This is a genomic window from Paenibacillus sp. FSL R5-0623 (assembly GCF_037974265.1).
Taxonomy (GTDB): domain Bacteria; phylum Bacillota; class Bacilli; order Paenibacillales; family Paenibacillaceae; genus Paenibacillus.
On record NZ_CP150233.1, the window covers coordinates 50,725 to 67,242 of the forward strand.

A 16,518-nucleotide genomic window follows, 5' to 3' on the forward strand; every position below is an offset into this window, starting at 1 on the left:
GTTAAATTTGCCCGAATGAATGCCTTGTATGACGTAAATATGGACAACCATACAGAGAAGCAAGGGGAGGACTTAGGACCTCCTTCTTGCTTCTTCTTTTATATATTCAAGTCGTATGGGTACATGGTTGCCTTCTTCGAAAGTTACACAACTATATTCTCCGAAGCATGTATAAGGAAATGGGAACAGATGAATACTATGGTCAAGATATCACACTAAACGTTCTGGGACTTTCCTCTACCCATTAAGGAACAGTAGTTGAAAAATCTTCTCGAGAAAGTGGGGCAACATGTGAAATGAAAGCTACTGGTATTGTCCGCCGTATAGATGACCTTGGTCGTGTGGTCATTCCAAAAGAAATCCGCCGTACGTTACGTATTCGTGAAGGTGATCCACTGGAAATTTTCGTGGATCGTGATGGAGAAGTTATCCTTAAAAAATATTCGCCAATTGGCGAACTTGGTGATTTTGCCAAAGAATATGCAGAATCCCTGTATGAAAGTACAGGACATGTAACAATGATTTCTGACCGGGATACTATTATCACGGTGGCAGGCGGCTCCAAGAAAGAATATTTGGACAAGCAGGTGGGTCAACTGTTGGAAGGTTGTATGGAAAATAGAAAGACCATTTTGGAAACAAACAATGGTTCTTATGAGCTTAGCAAAGATCATGACGAGACGTTATCCTCTTTTGTTATTGCGCCGATTATTTCAGGTGGTGACCCCATCGGAACGGTTATTCTGTTCAATAAGGACGAATCAGTTAAGATGTCTCAAATGGAAGTGAAGATGTCTGAGACGGCTGCTGGTTTCCTTGGCAAGCAAATGGAACAATAGACCGCAGACCAACTCCTGGTGCCCTGTCTTGGGCATACGGGAGTTTTTGCATTTTAAAGGGTCAAAGAAGTAGATCCGGATGATTGTGATGGGGAAGGGTTAGTCTGTGTGCCTCCAGGCAGGTATAATAGCAAGGTATGCTTAAAAGGATTACGCAGGAGGGACTTATGAAACAGCCGTCTACAGGCTCAAGGCTGCTACAGGGTGCATTTATACTTGGGTTTGCTGCCATTATCTCTAAAATTATTGGTGCTTTTCAGAAGATTCCGCTGCAGAATCTGGGGGGAGACGGTGTATTTGGCATCTACAATACGGTATATCCGTTATATATGCTCATTATCACGCTTGCTGCTGCAGGACTGCCGCTGGCCGTATCCAAATTCGTAGCAGAACAGAACGCACTCGGAAGACCAGACGAGAGCAGAAGAATTATTCGATTATCTTCCCTTCTGCTCGGGGGAATTGGAATTATAATGGCGCTCTTGATGTATGCAGGTGCGCCATTGATCGCTGACATGATTGGCAACCGTCATGTGGTTCCATCGATTCGTGCAGCTTCATGGGCTTTGTTGTTCGTACCGGTGATGACAGGGCTGCGTGGATATTTTCAGGGATTACAGCAGATGGTGCCAACAGCGGTATCACAAGTGGTGGAGCAGACGATACGTGTTACCGTCATGATTGTTCTGCTTCTGTGGCTGATGAGACGGGACGCTTCGCTTGAGACTATTGCTGCTGGTGCCATGATGGGCTCCGTTGCTGGTGGAATGGTTGGGCTGTTAACCATGTTAGGGTACATGGTCCATCATCGGCGGAAAGGCAGGGAAGCAGTCAACGGGCAATTGAATTCGGAATGGAGCAGTAACAGTGGAGAGGTTGGATCAGATCGTCATGAGCGTCAGGAGAATACACCGGTTACGCCGCTGAAGAAAACGGTGAGTGCTATTAACCCGGCTCTGGCAGAAAGATCACGATCCAATGGTGAGTGGATCAAGACGCTACTCATGTATGCCATTCCCGTCTGTCTCGGGTCACTGGCCGTCCCACTGATGAATCTGGTGGATACCTTCACCGTGCCCCGATTGCTACGGGGAGAAGGACTGGATGAGCTTCAGTCGATGGTATCCTTCGGTATCTATAACCGTGGATTGCCGCTGGTTCAACTGGTGACGATGCTGGCCACGTCACTGTCTGTGCTGTTTATTCCGGCAATGGCGGAAGCCCGGTTAAAGGGCGGGCCAGAAGCCGTCCGGCAGCAAGCAGGCCTTGCGCTGCGCTGGTTCTGGTTGATCGGCCTGGCAGCATCCGCGGGTCTCGCGGTGCTGGCGGAGCCGATTAACCGCATGCTGTACGGAGATGCCGCAGGCACCGAAGCACTGCGGTATATGGCGCTGACGGCTGCGGGCAGCACCGTCAGCATTATTGCGGCGGCGCTGCTACAAGGCCTCGGCGCCGTACGCGCACCCGCGTTCAGCATGCTGGCCGCCGCAGGCGTCAAGGCGCTGCTGAACGTTATGCTTGTGCCGGCGCTGGGCATCAGCGGCGCGGCTCTGGCAGGCGCAGTCGCCTACATGCTGGCGGCTGGCCTGAATGTGGCGCTGCTGGCGCGACTTGTCGCCCTGCGCCCTGCCCCTGGCGCCGTCCTGGCGAAGCCGGCGCTGGTGATCGCCGCCATGAGTCTGGCGGCGGTAGGCATGGCCTGGGCCGCCGAAGCGGTACTCGGCGGCATGGGTATCGCGGCCGACCGCAGGCTGGCCGCGATGGGCGTGAGCCTGCTGGGCATTGCCGCAGGCTCGGCCGTGTTCTTGCTGGCGGCGGCCCGGACAGGGCTATTGACCGCCGAGGAGCTGGCGGCTGTGCCCAAGTTGGGGCCTCGCCTTGCCAAGCTGCTGCGCAGACTGCGTGTGCTGCGCTAGCTCCATGCTCACGTTGCTTCTGCACCCAGCACAGCTAATATGCAATTATAGGATATCGAATGATTCTGGTATAATACGTGTAATTAGTCCTGTTCAGGCATGATGAATCAGTGAGCCTAGACAGGATAGTCCGGATGGAGGTTTACGTAATGAGTGCAGCTTTAACCGTAGTGGGTCTTGGATCTGGAGATGCAGACCAACTGACCGTAGGTATTATCAAAAAAATGAAACATGCAGCTACACTGTATGTACGTACCCTGGATCATCCCGTATTGAATGATCTGCAACAAGAGGGGCTGGAGATGACATCATTTGATGCTATCTATGAGGCGAAGTCCTCCTTCCCCGAAGTATATGATGAGATCGCGAATCAACTGATAGAAGCCGCTCACAAGGGTGAGGCTGGAACGGAGATTGTGTATGCTGTACCTGGTCATCCGATGGTAGCAGAGGCAAGTGTACGTCTGCTCAAAGAACGTTGTCCGCAGATGGGTATCTCATTGCGTGTCATGGGCGGGGAGAGCTTCCTAGATGAAGCTTTTATACGACTTGGATTCGATCCAATCGAAGGTTTTCAACTTCTGGATGCCAGCAGCCTGAACACAGAACTGGTACAACCACAGTTACATACGTTGATCGGACAAGTCTACGATGTGTTCACTGCTTCCGATGTGAAGCTATGCCTGATGGAGGTTTACCCGGATGATTATCCGGTATTTGTGGGTCACGCGTTGGGTGTACAGGGCCAGGAGGTCATTCACAAGATTCCATTGCACGAACTGGACCGGATCGAAGGATACGGCAATCTGTCACTGATCTATGTCCCGAAGAACACCGATGATGCCCTGCGTCGCAGATCCTTTGCGCGTTTGCATGAGATCGTGAACATTCTTCGCAGTCCGGGCGGCTGTCCATGGGATCAGGAGCAGACGCATCAATCCATTCGCAAAAACCTGATTGAAGAGACCTATGAAGTCATTGAGACAATCGATGAGGATGACCCCGACCATATGAAAGAAGAGCTGGGTGATCTGCTGCTGCAGATTTTATTGCATTCCCAGATGGAAGAAGAAGTCGGCACATTTAATGTGTATGATGTCATCGAAGGTTTGAATGATAAGCTGATCTTCCGTCATCCACACGTTTTTGGCGATCATCAGGCAGAAGATGCGAATGAAGCCCTTCAGAACTGGGAACAGATGAAGGCAGAGGAGAAGAAGCGCAAAGGCCAGGATCAGCAGAAGGTTTCCGTGCTGGATGGTATACCGCGTGACTTGCCTGCATTGATGAAGGGATACAAGTTACAGAAGAAAGCAGCCAAAGTAGGCTTTGACTGGGATGATGTTGAAGGTGTGTTTGCCAAGATCGAGGAAGAACTGGCGGAGTTAAAAGAAGCGGTGCAACAAGGCCAGTCTGCAGAAGAACGGAAGCTTGAACTGGGTGATTTATTATTCGCAGCCGCAAACGTTGCGAGATTCATCGATACGGACCCGGAAGAGGCGCTTGCTGCGACCAACCGCAAGTTCGTCGGGCGGTTTCAGTACATCGAGGAGCGTTTACGTGAACAGGGAAGAACACCAGCAGATAGCAATGTAGAAGAGATGGAGCAATTCTGGCAGGATGCGAAGAAGGCAGGATTATAACGGGTTCAATTTTCTGGGAAATACCGATAAACCTTATTCCATCATGTTATGCAGTGTGTTATGATAATACGAACATGTGTTCATCTATGTAAACTGAGGTTGGTGTTTAGCGACAGATGGTTTCGGGTACTGGTCTTAGACTGTCCCCTGCGGACCATCGACAAAAAGCTAAAAAAAGTCGCGGACTAAGGCAGGATTTCAGATACCAAGCCAGAATACATGTGTAGTGACCTAACGCGAATCAGCGGCAATCAATGTATTGTCAGGAATCGCAGATACTTTTTTTTCAATTTGGGAGGCTTTTAAAAATGAACAAAACAGATCTGATTAACAACATTTCAACCAAAAGTGGTTTGACTAAAAAAGACGTTGAGTCCGTATTAAACGGCTTTTTGGGAGAAATTACAGATGCACTTGCCAGCGGAGACAAAGTACAATTGATCGGCTTTGGCACTTTTGAGACCCGCAAACGTTCCGGTCGTACCGGACGTAACCCACAAACAGGGAATGAAATTGTGATTCCTGAGTCCACTGTTCCTGCATTCAAAGCAGGCAACAAACTTAAAGAAGCCGTAAAATAATGCGTCTTGATAAATTCCTGAAGGTCTCCCGGCTAATCAAACGCCGCACTGTGGCCAAGGACGTCTCTGAACAGGGACGTGTTCTGGTGAACGGACGTGAAGCGAAGCCTAGCGCCGCTGTTAAAGTAGGCGATGAGCTGACGGTTCAGTTCGGTCAGAAACTGGTCACCGTGAGGGTGGAACGAATTGCCGAGAGTACCAAGAAGGATGAGGCGAGCAGCCTCTACACCTTGGTGAAGGAAGAGCCGATCGCCAAGGATAACGGAATGAACTGGTAACAGTACATCTGGTATTAAATATTCATTCAATGCAAGTTGAATCGAAACGTCCTCCTGTAACAGGGAAGGGCGTTTTTGTTTTTTACTGAATGCCGGGTTATTTGTTCAACAACGCTGGTTCTATTCCAACCTCCACACCCATAAGCTAGGTGTAAGAAGGAGGGGTACATGCCATGGTTGAGCACGGTAAGGCCAAACAGCATCATCTGAGCATGCAGAATCGGAAACTGCTGGATCTGACGGGTGTCTCCAACGTGGAGAGCTTCGACAGTGAGGAATTTTTGCTGCAGACTGAACTTGGGCATCTGACCATCCGGGGGCACAATTTACATATCAAAAACCTGAGCCTGGAGGAAGGTTTGTTATCCATTGAAGGCACAGTCAGTTCGCTCCAATATCTGGACCCCGGTTCCCAGCCCAAAAATGGTAAGGGCCTGTTTGGCAAGATGTTCCGATGAGTCCGGATACTCAATGGATCACATTGATGTGGATGCTTACCTCGGGGGTCGTGATGGGAATGGCCTACGACAGTTACCGGGTACTGTCCGGACAGCTGCGGTTTCCGAGATGGAGTATTCACACGCTCGATCTGTTGTACTGGGTTGCTTCCGCGCTGTTCGTTTTTCGGATGCTATACGCCGGAAACCACGGACAGTTGCGGTTTTATGTCTTTTTGGGGCTGATTATAGGGGTTTGCTTCTATTTTTGGCTTTTAAGTGTTACAACCCAGCGTTTTGTGGTAATGTTAATTAAACTCGCAAGAACGCTGATTCATTGGTGTGGACATATCCTTAACATCCTGATCGTTATGCCGGCTAAAGGAATTTATAAGTTAATTCGCGTATTATTCGGTTTTGTAATTGCGATACTATTATTCCTGGGCAGGCTGGTGCTGCAGTGTTTGGTACCTTTCGGCAAGTTGTTCCGCTGGATGTTTAGGCCGCTCCTGAAACATTGGGTAACGCCACGCTTCATGATCCGTGTGGGTACAAGAATTGCAGCGATATGGAAACGCTGGTTTTAAGGAGGTCCGTAATGGGTAAAACACCTGTGGGCAGATCAAAGGCTCCAACTAACCAAGGAAAATCTGCCGGTGCAAAAAGGCGCCTCATGCTTTGGATGACGTTTATGATTGTATTTGTAATATGGGCAGGATATATATTCCTTGTGCAGACTGCACAAATTTCGGACAAGAGTTCTCATCTGGCCACTCAGCAAGCTTCAAAGGAAGATACGTTGAAGAAGCTGGAACAGTTGAAGTACGAAGTCAGCCGGTTGAATGACCCTGAATACATAGGACAGCTGGCACGGAAAAAAGGATATTATCTTCCTGAGGAAACGCCGATCCAGGTTGAAGAGTCAGGGAACTGATGGAATTCGGTCCATTACCGAGCTAGGTTTGTTATCCGTGTGTCTGAAGCCGTTAAACCGGAAAAAATAGGCTCTCTGATGGGGTAGTGTTCAGTTGACCTTGGTTTACGGCATAAGGTATAATTACATTAGCGCAGCATTGATTTTGGCATTCAAAAAATCGGGTTGTATATTTTTAAGGGAGGATCATTTTATTCTATGGCAATTGAAGTGGGCACCAAGTTAGAGGGCAAGGTGACAGGAATCACGCATTTTGGAGCATTTGTGGATCTGTCAGGAGGTGTCACGGGTCTCGTTCACATCTCGGAAATCGCCGACAATTACGTCAAAGATGTCAACGACCACCTGAAGCTGAATGACCTCGTTACAGTGAAGGTTATCAACGTTGACAAGGATGGCAAGATCGGACTTTCCATTAAGCAAGCTGTTGACAAACCGGTTGAGCAACAAACCCAATCTAGACCCCCGAGAGCTCCTAGACCGGAACGCAGTGGAGGAGATCGCGAACGATTCAGCGGCGGAGGCCCAAGTGGTGGCCAAGGTCGTGGTGGTGGCGGCGGTGGATTTAACCGTGGTGACCGCGGAGGCCGTTCTTTCAAGCCCGCAGCAGGCAAACCTTCATTTGAGGATAAAATGTCACGCTTCCTGAAAGATAGTGAAGAGCGGATCTCTTCGCTTAAGAAGAACACAGAAGGCAAACGCGGAGGCCGTGGGGCCAAGCGTGTGTAATCTGTCACAACCTGATCTAAACATATAAGTAAAACCGTTAGCCCATGGGCTAGCGGTTTTTTTGCGTTTCTATCACAGATAAGGAGTTGAATAGCTTTTTTTGTAAGGTGAAGCTCCATATCCCCAGTTTTTCTGCACGGCAAAATGGAACCATAAGAACATTTGTCGTCTACCATTTTTTACCGACAGGTTTCCGTGGCATTCCACAGTTATCCTGCTCAAATGATGGCGAGACCAAACCATCGCCGGTTCAAAATCAGACATTCCGATTGTCGGAATCAAATAGGAGAATGAATGAAACCACAATAAGGCCGGGGGTTTCGCTCCACCGCGCCAGGCTCGTTTCTTTTGTCGTAAACTTTTTGGACCCTGCCCACCTATTCTGACAAACTACGTCTTCTAATCTATCTATAATCAGAACCATCGAGAACGAAACACGAAAATTCAAATTAATCGAATGGGGTGCCTTGAGGATGATGGAAAAGTGGAATGTCATTCAATTTCCGGGAATGAAAGCAGGTAAAGGAGGTACGGAAGCTCGGGAGGAGCTGTCGATACGTCTGAAACATTGGCTTGGCTCCCGCAAGGCTGTCCAGATGGTTGCTTCCCGCAAATGGGTACTGCTGCTCACATTCATGGGATTTCTGCTCGGAAAGGCGATGATCCTGAATGAGTTATCTCCCTTTGCCATTGCTTATTTCGCCGTAATTGCTTTCATGCGTAGGGATTACATCATTCCGGTAGGCGCCGCTCTACTCGCAGGTAGTCTCTTTGCACCGTTTCCAGTACCACTCATTGTTGCATCGGAGATCGCCATCTTTTATTTGTTCTTCCGTGGTCTGGAGTCATATGATCGTGCTGAATTATCTTATGCACCAACGATGGTATTTACGACTACATTTATGGTCAAATTATTCGCGGTTGTGATCGGGCCATCCTTCAGCTGGTACGCGATGCTGATGCTCACGATGGATTCCGTATTAAGTTTCGTGCTCACCCTTGTTTTTATACAAGCCATACCGATCTTCACCTATCGCAAAAAAAAGTTCAGCCTAAAGAACGAGGAGATCCTTTGCCTGATCATATTGCTCGCTTCCGTTATGACGGGAGCCGTAGGGTGGACCATTCAGTCCTTATCCGTCGAGCATATGCTCTCCCGTTATCTCATATTAATCTTTGCTCTGGTGGGCGGAGCCCCCCTCGGAGCCTCGGTTGGGGTTATTACCGGCTTGATTCTGAGTCTGGCTGACATGTCAGCGGTGTATCAGATGAGCCTGCTTGCTTTTGCCGGTATGCTGGCGGGTATGCTTCGAGAGGGCAAACGTGCGGCGGTTGCACTGGGCATGCTGCTGGGTTCGTCTATTCTATCCATATATCTGGGCGGACCGGGTGATGTTATGAACTCGTTATGGGAGACGTGTGCAGCTATCGTACTATTCATGTTGACACCTAAAAGTTTGATGACGGCGATATCCAAATATGTACCGGGTACGCAGGATCATACGAAATCCCAGCATGAGTATGCCAAACGGATACGGGATATCACGGCAGAGCGGGTAACTCGGTTCTCGCAGGTATTCCGTCAATTGTCACGTAGCTTTGATCAGATGTCCGGTGCAGGGGAGCAGGTACAGAAAGAAGGTGGAATGGACCATTTCATGAATGCGGTTGCCGAGGGCACATGTGCAAGCTGCTTCAAGCGTACACAATGCTGGGATGCGAAGTTTATTCAAACCTACAAATATATGACGGACGTGATGAGTACGATTGAAGGAAACCCGGAGATCTCAGGCAAGCAGATTCCAGTGGACTGGAACAGGGTGTGTGCGAAACCGGAAGAGGTCCTTGAAGTCATGCGTGCCCAGTATGGACTGCATCAACATAACATGCAATGGAAGCGCCAAATTATCGATAGCCGGCAGCTGGTTGCAGAGCAATTGTCCGGTGTATCTCAGGTCATGGAGGACCTGGCCAAAGAAATTCAGCGGGAAAGTGATGAGATGGTACAGCAGGAGGAGCAGATTCGGGACGCACTGGAGTCATTGGGCTTGTCCATTCACTCCATTGAGATCATCAATCTGGAAGCGGGCAATGTAGAGATTGAGATTGTACATGCATATACACGTGGATTCGATGAGTGCCGGAAAATGATTGCTCCGCTGATCTCGGATGTACTGGACGAGCATATTGCCGTCTTGCATGAGACCATGACCGATCCTCGTCAGGGACTGGCAACCGTCACGTTTGGTTCGGCTAAAACGTTCGAGGTGACTACGGGTGTTGCTGCTGCCGCAAAAGGGGGAGATGTGATGTCAGGCGACAGCTTCAGTACGGTTGAGTTAGGTAATGGTACATTTGCAGTGGCGCTCAGTGATGGAATGGGCAATGGAGAACGAGCACGCATGGAGAGCAGCGCGGCGCTGAACATACTGGAACAGTTGCTACAGTCCGGCATGGACGAGAAACTGGCGATCAAATCCGTGAACTCCGTTCTGATGTTGCGCTCCCCTGAAGAGATGTATGCCACAGTGGATATGGCGCTGATTGATGAATATACGGCAGAGACCACGTTTATGAAAATCGGCTCAACGCCAAGTTTTATCAAACGAGGACAGGAGGTTATTCAGGTTTCAGCCAGTAATTTGCCAATCGGTATTATTAAGGATATTGAAGTGGATCTGGTGACGGTACAGCTTCAGCCGGGGGATATCCTCATTATGATGACGGATGGCATCTATGATGCACCGGGGTATGCTGTGAACAAAGAGTTATGGATGAAACGGCTCATTCAAGAGATTGATACAGAGGATCCACAAGATTTGGCCGATTGCCTGCTTGAAAGTGTCATAAGATATCAGCAGCATGAGATATTAGATGATATGACCGTTGTTGTTGGAAAAGTAGAGCATTTCCGCCCAGAATGGGCCACACTGCGTGTGCCTGGCATCAACCGGATGGAGCGTCCACGGACCGTTAGCTAATTGCATATTCTTCTGTTTGAAGTCTCTTCATTCTGGCAATGCTAGTCATAGAGTTGGAGAGTAACGAATAACGGAGGGATATCGGATGAAGCAAATCTTATTGATCACCGACGGTTGTTCCAATGTGGGACCAAGTCCGGTGCTGGCAGCGGCCGAAGCACAGGAAGAGGGGATTACGGTTAATGTGGTTGGCGTGATTGATTATGGAACCATTGGTGAGCTGGGTAGTCGGGAGATCGAGGATATTGCCAGAGCCGGAGGTGGAATCAGCCAAATTGTAGGTACACGTCAGCTTGCCCATACGATGCAGATGATGACAAGGAAAACGGTGGTTCAGACCATTCAGCAGGCGGTTAATAGAGAGTTAACACAAATTTTGGGAGAGAAGGAGCCCAAAACGGTAACGGATCTGGAGCCTTCACAACGCGCCCGAGTCGTGGAAGTGATGGATGATATGGCTGAAACTACAGCGTTACAGGTGATATTGCTGATTGACGTCAGTGCCAGCATGAAACCCAAATTGGCTGCGGTAGAAGAAGGCATTCGTGATTTAATGTTAAGTTTGCAGGCGCGTATAGGTCAGAGCAAACTTTCCGTATTTCATTTTCCGGGACGACACAGTGGAGAAGATGCGGTAATGGATATTGACTGGACAACGGATCCAGGCCGTGTTCGGTCCTTGTTTGGAAGGTTGCAGATGAAGGGTGCAACGCCGACAGGTCCTGCAATTCAGAAGGTGATTGATTTTTACCGTTATGGTACACTGGAGAAACAGCAGGAAATAGAAGGGAACTATCGCATTGAAAGAGAAGGGATGCTCGGTGACAACGTTGTCTGACGCCTCTTTCCCGCCAGGAACAGTGGTTACAGGGAAATGGAATCGCAGTCGTTACACGATTCGAAAGCTACTGGGCAAAGGAGCTAATGGCATCGTTTTTCTTGTCCAACGGGGTGAAAATGGCAAACACTACGCGCTAAAAATGGGATTTGATCCGGTCGATCTGCAATCGGAAGTCAATGTGCTCAAATCTTTTCAACTACAGCGTAATCATGAGGCCCTTCGGCAGAGCGGCATTCCTTCCTATCTTAAAGATGTGGATGATTATGCCGTTCGTGGCCGGGATATTCCCTTTTATGTGATGCGTTACGTTAGAGGTGAGGCACTTCATCACTTTATTCGGCGTCAGGGGACAGACTGGACACTTCTTGTGGGACTTAGACTCTTGCAGAAGCTGGCACAATTGCATCAGGCGGGATGGGTGTTTGGTGATCTCAAACCTCAGAATGTGTTGGTATCCGACTATGGGCAGGTGGAATTGATCGACTACGGCGGAGTGACGTCGATTGGTCGAAGCGTCAAACAGTTCACCGAATGGTATGATCGGGGCTTCTGGAATGCAGGCAGCCGTACGGCAGATGGTACCTATGATGTATTTGCATTTGCATTATTGTTGATTCATGTTCTTGAAGCAGACGCACTCAAGGCACTGGCAGCCGAAGGATTACCGCAACTGCGAAGTGTGAATCAGCTTGTAGCGCTGGTGGAGCGCAGTGAGCGACTGGGTCCTTTTCGCAATTGGACGATTCAGGCATTACGAGGTCAGTTTCGTGATGCAGGTCATGCGGCACAAGGGTGGAAGGAAATGATGGCACGCCCCACGCCTCTCCGTCGTCGTTCCAAAAGTACAACACCGCGCTGGCTTAAGAACGCATTCGCTGTATCTGTGATATTACTTATTGGAGTGCTCATCTATGCACTACTTTTCTGATCTGTGAGAGTGCATATACATAACGCAAGGAATGAGGAACAGGTATGGAGGCCTTACGCTGGAACATGCTGGTGAAGAACGTGCTGGATGCAGCAGAAGAGCATCAGTTATGGGTTCCCGGGGATCGGATTGTCGTCGCAGTATCGGGCGGGCCGGACTCGGTAGCTTTTTTGCATATCATGCACGAGATCAGCATGCGGCATGTCCCGCTTGAATTAATCTGTGCCCATGTTCATCATGGTTTCCGGACCGAATCTGATGACGAAGCGGAGAAAATGATGGAACTGGCACAGCAACTTGGTATTACATTTGAATGGACCAAGGCCGATGTACCTTCATATATGGAGCTGACGGGTCAAGGACCACAGGAAGCGGCACGCAACAAGCGATATGCCTTTCTGCACGAAGTGGCTTCCAAATATAATGCGGCAAGCATCGCTTTGGCACATCATGCGGATGATCAGGCGGAGACGGTCATGCTTCATTTGCTTCGTGGAACCGGCTTGTCGGGACTCTCAGGAATGAAGTTTAAAAGACGAGAAAAAAATGTGGAACTTATTCGTCCATGCCTTCGTATAAACAAGACAGACCTTGTAGAAGCTTGTAATACCCAAGGTTTTATGTATTTCAATGATGAGAGCAACGCCTTGCGTAAATATCGGCGTAATGCCATTCGCTTGGATGTGCTTCCTTTTTTGGGGCAGTATAATGGACAACTCACGCCGTCATTGAATCGGCTTGCCGAAATTGTGGGTGATGAAGACGATTTCATGGAGCAGAGTGCATATGACACATACAGGTGTCTAGTGCAGGTGAACGGCGGAAGGCAAACCTTTGAGGTGCCTTCCTTCTTGAAGTTACATGTCGCTTTACAACGAAGGTTGATTAAACTAATATTGAATTATCTGCCTTTGGACAGTGATTTTGTCGACTTTACCCGTATAGAAACCATTCGGCACAAGGTCATGGAGACCCATGTGACGACCTGGAGCCTGGATATAGGACAGACACTCGCCTGCACTCGGGAGTATAATCTGATTTCTTTTGGCATACGGACGGACGTACAGGATCAATCTTACGAGTATCGTCTTGCGCAATGGAGTGGAACTTATGAGCTTTCACTCACCCCAATTAACCGGTATATTCGGTTGATGACGGTGAGTCCCGAGGACTATCATGTACCGGAATCGGCGGATCAAGCCGCGTTTGATGCGGATCAACTGCTTATGCCGCTGGTTGTGCGTTCACGGTTACCTGGAGATACCATGAAAGTGATGGGATTAAACGGAAGCAAAAAGGTGAAAAATATTTTCATCGATGAGAAAATCCCCCCATCTGTCCGTCCACGTATTCCTGTGGTATGTGATGGAGCAGGTCATATCATCTGGTTACCGGGTGTTCGACGGTCCAATGTGGCTCCTGTCAGGGAGGGCACTTCCGCAATCCTGTACATGACTGTAGGCGATTCAGCGATTCAGGGGTAGTGGTTATGGTTCAGGTAAGGCTTTCATAGTATAACTTAGGAGGTTCGCACAGTTGCAGAACGACATTCAGGAAGTATTGATCAGTGAAGAAGAAATTCAGAGTAAAGTCAAGGAATTAGGCGCAACACTAAGTGCCGAATATGCAAATCGCAATCCTTTGGTCATTTGTGTGCTCAAGGGTGCGTTTATATTTATGGCTGATTTGGTTAAAAACATAACGGTGCCTGTTGAAATGGATTTTATGGCGGTATCCAGTTACGGCGCTTCCACCAAGTCATCAGGTGTTGTCAAAATCATTAAGGATCTGGATGTATCCGTTGAAGGACGGGAAGTTCTGATTGTCGAAGATATTATCGACAGTGGACTTACACTCAGCTATCTGATTGAACTGCTAGAAAACCGCGGTGCCGAGTCGGTGCGTGTGGTTACGCTGTTCGACAAGCCTTCAGGCCGTAAAGTTGAGTTGGAAGCTCATTACACAGGCTTTGACATTCCTGATGCGTTCATCGTTGGTTACGGTTTGGATTTTGCGGAGAAGTACCGGAACCTACCCTATATCGGGATTTTGAAGCCGGAAGTCTATAGTAGCTAATATCCTGCCCGACCCAAGCCTTGAGCTGTTCTTGGCTTCTGTTGAGAAGCCATGTCGGGCTATGTTAAAATAATTAAAGTGTCTCGAGAGGAGGTAGGGGATGAATCGGTTCATCCGGAATTCTGGTTTTTATTTGATTCTTTTTTTAGTTGTGGTGGGGATAGTCCAGTTCGTCAGCAATGGCGGCGAAGCCACCGATAATCCTAGATATGATCAGTTGCGTGCAGCGATCAAAGCCAACAATGTCTCTGAATTGACGGTTCAATTCAACGGTCAAACGTATCTCGTGACCGGTCAATACAAGAAGGCACCTGATGGCGCCAAATCAGAAAATTTCTCAACGTATATTCCTCCTACGGATGAGGCAATTAGTGAGCTTGTAGCTGCAAGTGAAACTAACAATTTCCAATATCATCAGGAGCCAATGAAAGGTGACAGCATCTGGTTGACGTTGCTGACTTCCTTTATTCCTTTGATCATTATGTTCCTGCTGTTCTTCTTCCTGTTTAATCAGGCTCAAGGCGGCGGCGGTAAAGTAATGAACTTTGGTAAAAGCCGTGCTCGTCTCTACAACGAAGAGAAGAAGCGGGTTACATTTGAAGATGTTGCGGGTGCTGACGAAGAGAAACAGGAACTTGTTGAGGTTGTAGACTTCCTCAAGGACCCTCGGAAATTCGCAGCAGTAGGTGCTCGGATTCCTAAGGGCGTATTGCTCGTAGGGCCTCCAGGTACTGGTAAAACGTTGCTCGCTCGTGCCGTAGCCGGTGAAGCGGGTGTACCATTCTTCACTATTTCAGGTTCCGACTTCGTGGAAATGTTTGTCGGTGTCGGTGCATCACGTGTACGTGATTTGTTTGAAAATGCGAAGAAAAATGCCCCATGTATCATCTTTATCGATGAGATTGATGCTGTAGGACGTCAGCGTGGTGCTGGTCTCGGTGGTGGTCACGATGAACGTGAACAGACACTCAACCAGTTGCTCGTTGAGATGGACGGATTCGGAGTTAACGAAGGTATTATCATCATAGCCGCAACAAACCGTGCAGATATTTTGGACCCTGCCTTGCTGCGTCCAGGACGTTTTGACCGTCAAATTACGGTTGACCGCCCTGATGTAAGAGGTCGTGAAGCTGTCCTGAAAGTACATTCCCGTAATAAACCGCTGACCAAAGATGTGAAGATGGATATTATCGCGAAGCGTACAACAGGTTTCTCTGGTGCGGATTTGGAGAATCTCTTGAACGAAGCGGCATTGCTTGCAGCGCGTCGTAACCGTAAAGATATTTCCATGAAGGAAGTTGACGAAGCGATTGACCGTGTCATCGTTGGTACGGAGAAGAAAAGCCGTGTCATCAGTGATCGCGAGAAACGAATCGTTGCTTATCACGAAGCAGGTCATACCATTGTAGGATACTTCCTCGAACATGCTGATATGGTACATAAAGTGACCATTATTCCGCGCGGACGTGCGGGTGGATATGTAATCATGTTGCCAAAAGAAGACCGTATGCTGGTTACCAAGCAGGAACTGCTGGATAAAGTAACCGGACTTCTCGGGGGTCGTGTAGCTGAAGAATTGTTCATCGGAGAAATTGGTACTGGTGCATACAGTGACTTCCAGCAAGCGACAGGTATTGTTCGCAGCATGGTTATGGAATACGGTATGAGTGAGAAATTGGGACCTATGCAATTCGGAAGTTCACAAGGACAGGTATTCCTTGGTCGGGATATCGGTCATGAACAGAATTACTCGGATTCCATTGCTTACGAGATTGATCAGGAAATGCAACGCTTTATCAATGACTGTTATGAGAAGTGTAAGGACTTGCTTGTTAAACATTCAAAAGAGATGCACCTGATCGCTCAAACTTTGCTTGAGGTTGAGACATTGGAAATGGATCAGATCAAGCAATTGATCGAAACAGGTTCTTTGACTCCAAAAGCAGAGAATGACAATGATGGTGAAGGCACACCAACTGAAGGCGGAGAACCAATCATCGACACTATCGGTGATGTGCGTGTTCGTATTCAAGGTAAAGATGAAACGCCTGAACCGCCAGCCGGAGATATTCCAAACGAAGCTCCGAATCTGGAAAAGGGTAATAACAATAACCCGGATGATGGCGGAACGAAGCCAACGTCTTAATGCACAATACATCTGGCTATGATAGCAGGTGAAATCAAGAGAGCCCTAGAGGCTCTCTTTTTTTTATCCATTATTTTAAAAGAGGATAGATAAAGATAAACGGGAGTTAGATGGCGAACCAGTTAGCAAACAGGTGGTTACAGCGCTGTTCCGGGCCTTTTTCATTTATTGACAGAGTCGTGAACGTTG

The 16,518-nt window shown here is 48.4% G+C and carries 15 protein-coding genes; all 15 read left to right on the forward strand.

All coding sequences use genetic code 11. The features are described 5' to 3' along the window. Positions 1-296: 296 nt before the first annotated feature. The 15 genes from spoVT to ftsH all read left to right on the forward strand — a co-directional run bounded on the left by spoVT (position 297) and on the right by ftsH (position 16,329). Positions 297-839, forward strand: a complete 543-nt coding sequence (gene spoVT, locus MKY92_RS00245) for a stage V sporulation protein T (protein WP_036606123.1) — start codon at positions 297-299, stop codon at positions 837-839. 167 nt (positions 840-1,006) lie between these two features. Further along, positions 1,007-2,755 (forward strand): polysaccharide biosynthesis protein, encoded by a 1,749-nt coding sequence (locus MKY92_RS00250; protein WP_339298723.1) that lies wholly within the window; start codon positions 1,007-1,009, stop codon positions 2,753-2,755. A 149-nt stretch (positions 2,756-2,904) separates the two neighbouring features. Beyond that, entirely contained in the window at positions 2,905-4,398 is a 1,494-nt protein-coding gene (gene mazG / locus MKY92_RS00255) for a nucleoside triphosphate pyrophosphohydrolase (RefSeq protein WP_339298724.1), read from the forward strand. Positions 4,399-4,706: 308 nt separating this feature from the next. Further along, positions 4,707-4,979, forward strand: coding sequence for an HU family DNA-binding protein (locus MKY92_RS00260; protein WP_017691362.1), 273 nt, complete (start codon positions 4,707-4,709; stop codon positions 4,977-4,979). Next, positions 4,979-5,257 (forward strand): RNA-binding S4 domain-containing protein, encoded by a 279-nt coding sequence (locus MKY92_RS00265; protein ID WP_017691361.1) that lies wholly within the window; start codon positions 4,979-4,981, stop codon positions 5,255-5,257. Before MKY92_RS00260 ends, MKY92_RS00265 begins: the two co-directional genes overlap by 1 nt. Positions 5,258-5,430: 173 nt before the next feature. Continuing rightward, entirely contained in the window at positions 5,431-5,715 is a 285-nt protein-coding gene (gene yabP, locus MKY92_RS00270; protein ID WP_076216757.1) for a sporulation protein YabP, read from the forward strand. Then, positions 5,712-6,281 (forward strand): spore cortex biosynthesis protein YabQ, encoded by a 570-nt coding sequence (gene yabQ, locus MKY92_RS00275; protein ID WP_237178573.1) that lies wholly within the window; start codon positions 5,712-5,714, stop codon positions 6,279-6,281. The genes yabP and yabQ overlap by 4 nt, the downstream gene beginning before the upstream one ends. An 11-nt stretch (positions 6,282-6,292) precedes the next feature. After that, a complete protein-coding gene (locus MKY92_RS00280; RefSeq protein WP_339298725.1) occupies positions 6,293-6,628 on the forward strand; it encodes a septum formation initiator family protein in 336 nt (111 codons plus the stop codon). A gap of 198 nt (positions 6,629-6,826) precedes the next feature. Then, entirely contained in the window at positions 6,827-7,357 is a 531-nt protein-coding gene (locus MKY92_RS00285) for a S1 domain-containing RNA-binding protein (RefSeq protein WP_017691357.1), read from the forward strand. A 473-nt stretch (positions 7,358-7,830) separates the two neighbouring features. Next, complete coding sequence (spoIIE, locus tag MKY92_RS00290; protein WP_339298726.1) at positions 7,831-10,338, forward strand: stage II sporulation protein E; 2,508 nt, start codon at positions 7,831-7,833, stop codon at positions 10,336-10,338. Between the two features lie 85 nt (positions 10,339-10,423). Next, complete coding sequence (locus MKY92_RS00295) at positions 10,424-11,176, forward strand: VWA domain-containing protein (RefSeq protein ID WP_076216755.1); 753 nt, start codon at positions 10,424-10,426, stop codon at positions 11,174-11,176. After that, positions 11,160-12,107: a serine/threonine protein kinase gene (locus MKY92_RS00300; RefSeq protein ID WP_211085371.1), complete on the forward strand. Its 948-nt coding sequence runs from the start codon at positions 11,160-11,162 to the stop codon at positions 12,105-12,107. Before MKY92_RS00295 ends, MKY92_RS00300 begins: the two co-directional genes overlap by 17 nt. A gap of 44 nt (positions 12,108-12,151) precedes the next feature. Then, positions 12,152-13,591, forward strand: coding sequence for a tRNA lysidine(34) synthetase TilS (gene tilS / locus MKY92_RS00305; RefSeq protein WP_339298727.1), 1,440 nt, complete (start codon positions 12,152-12,154; stop codon positions 13,589-13,591). Positions 13,592-13,643: 52 nt separating this feature from the next. Next, positions 13,644-14,183, forward strand: a complete 540-nt coding sequence (hpt, locus tag MKY92_RS00310) for a hypoxanthine phosphoribosyltransferase (RefSeq protein WP_017691352.1) — start codon at positions 13,644-13,646, stop codon at positions 14,181-14,183. A 100-nt stretch (positions 14,184-14,283) separates the two neighbouring features. Beyond that, positions 14,284-16,329 (forward strand): ATP-dependent zinc metalloprotease FtsH, encoded by a 2,046-nt coding sequence (gene ftsH / locus MKY92_RS00315; RefSeq protein WP_036606115.1) that lies wholly within the window; start codon positions 14,284-14,286, stop codon positions 16,327-16,329. Positions 16,330-16,518: the final 189 nt, after the last annotated feature.

Coding starts and splice junctions, on each gene's coding strand:
- spoVT (WP_036606123.1), top strand. CDS start 297: ATGAAAGCTACTGGTATTGTCCGCCGTATAGATGACCTTGGTCGTGTG.
- MKY92_RS00250 (WP_339298723.1), top strand. CDS start 1,007: ATGAAACAGCCGTCTACAGGCTCAAGGCTGCTACAGGGTGCATTTATA.
- mazG (WP_339298724.1), top strand. CDS start 2,905: ATGAGTGCAGCTTTAACCGTAGTGGGTCTTGGATCTGGAGATGCAGAC.
- MKY92_RS00260 (WP_017691362.1), top strand. CDS start 4,707: ATGAACAAAACAGATCTGATTAACAACATTTCAACCAAAAGTGGTTTG.
- MKY92_RS00265 (WP_017691361.1), top strand. CDS start 4,979: ATGCGTCTTGATAAATTCCTGAAGGTCTCCCGGCTAATCAAACGCCGC.
- yabP (WP_076216757.1), top strand. CDS start 5,431: ATGGTTGAGCACGGTAAGGCCAAACAGCATCATCTGAGCATGCAGAAT.
- yabQ (WP_237178573.1), top strand. CDS start 5,712: ATGAGTCCGGATACTCAATGGATCACATTGATGTGGATGCTTACCTCG.
- MKY92_RS00280 (WP_339298725.1), top strand. CDS start 6,293: ATGGGTAAAACACCTGTGGGCAGATCAAAGGCTCCAACTAACCAAGGA.
- MKY92_RS00285 (WP_017691357.1), top strand. CDS start 6,827: ATGGCAATTGAAGTGGGCACCAAGTTAGAGGGCAAGGTGACAGGAATC.
- spoIIE (WP_339298726.1), top strand. CDS start 7,831: ATGATGGAAAAGTGGAATGTCATTCAATTTCCGGGAATGAAAGCAGGT.
- MKY92_RS00295 (WP_076216755.1), top strand. CDS start 10,424: ATGAAGCAAATCTTATTGATCACCGACGGTTGTTCCAATGTGGGACCA.
- tilS (WP_339298727.1), top strand. CDS start 12,152: ATGGAGGCCTTACGCTGGAACATGCTGGTGAAGAACGTGCTGGATGCA.
- ftsH (WP_036606115.1), top strand. CDS start 14,284: ATGAATCGGTTCATCCGGAATTCTGGTTTTTATTTGATTCTTTTTTTA.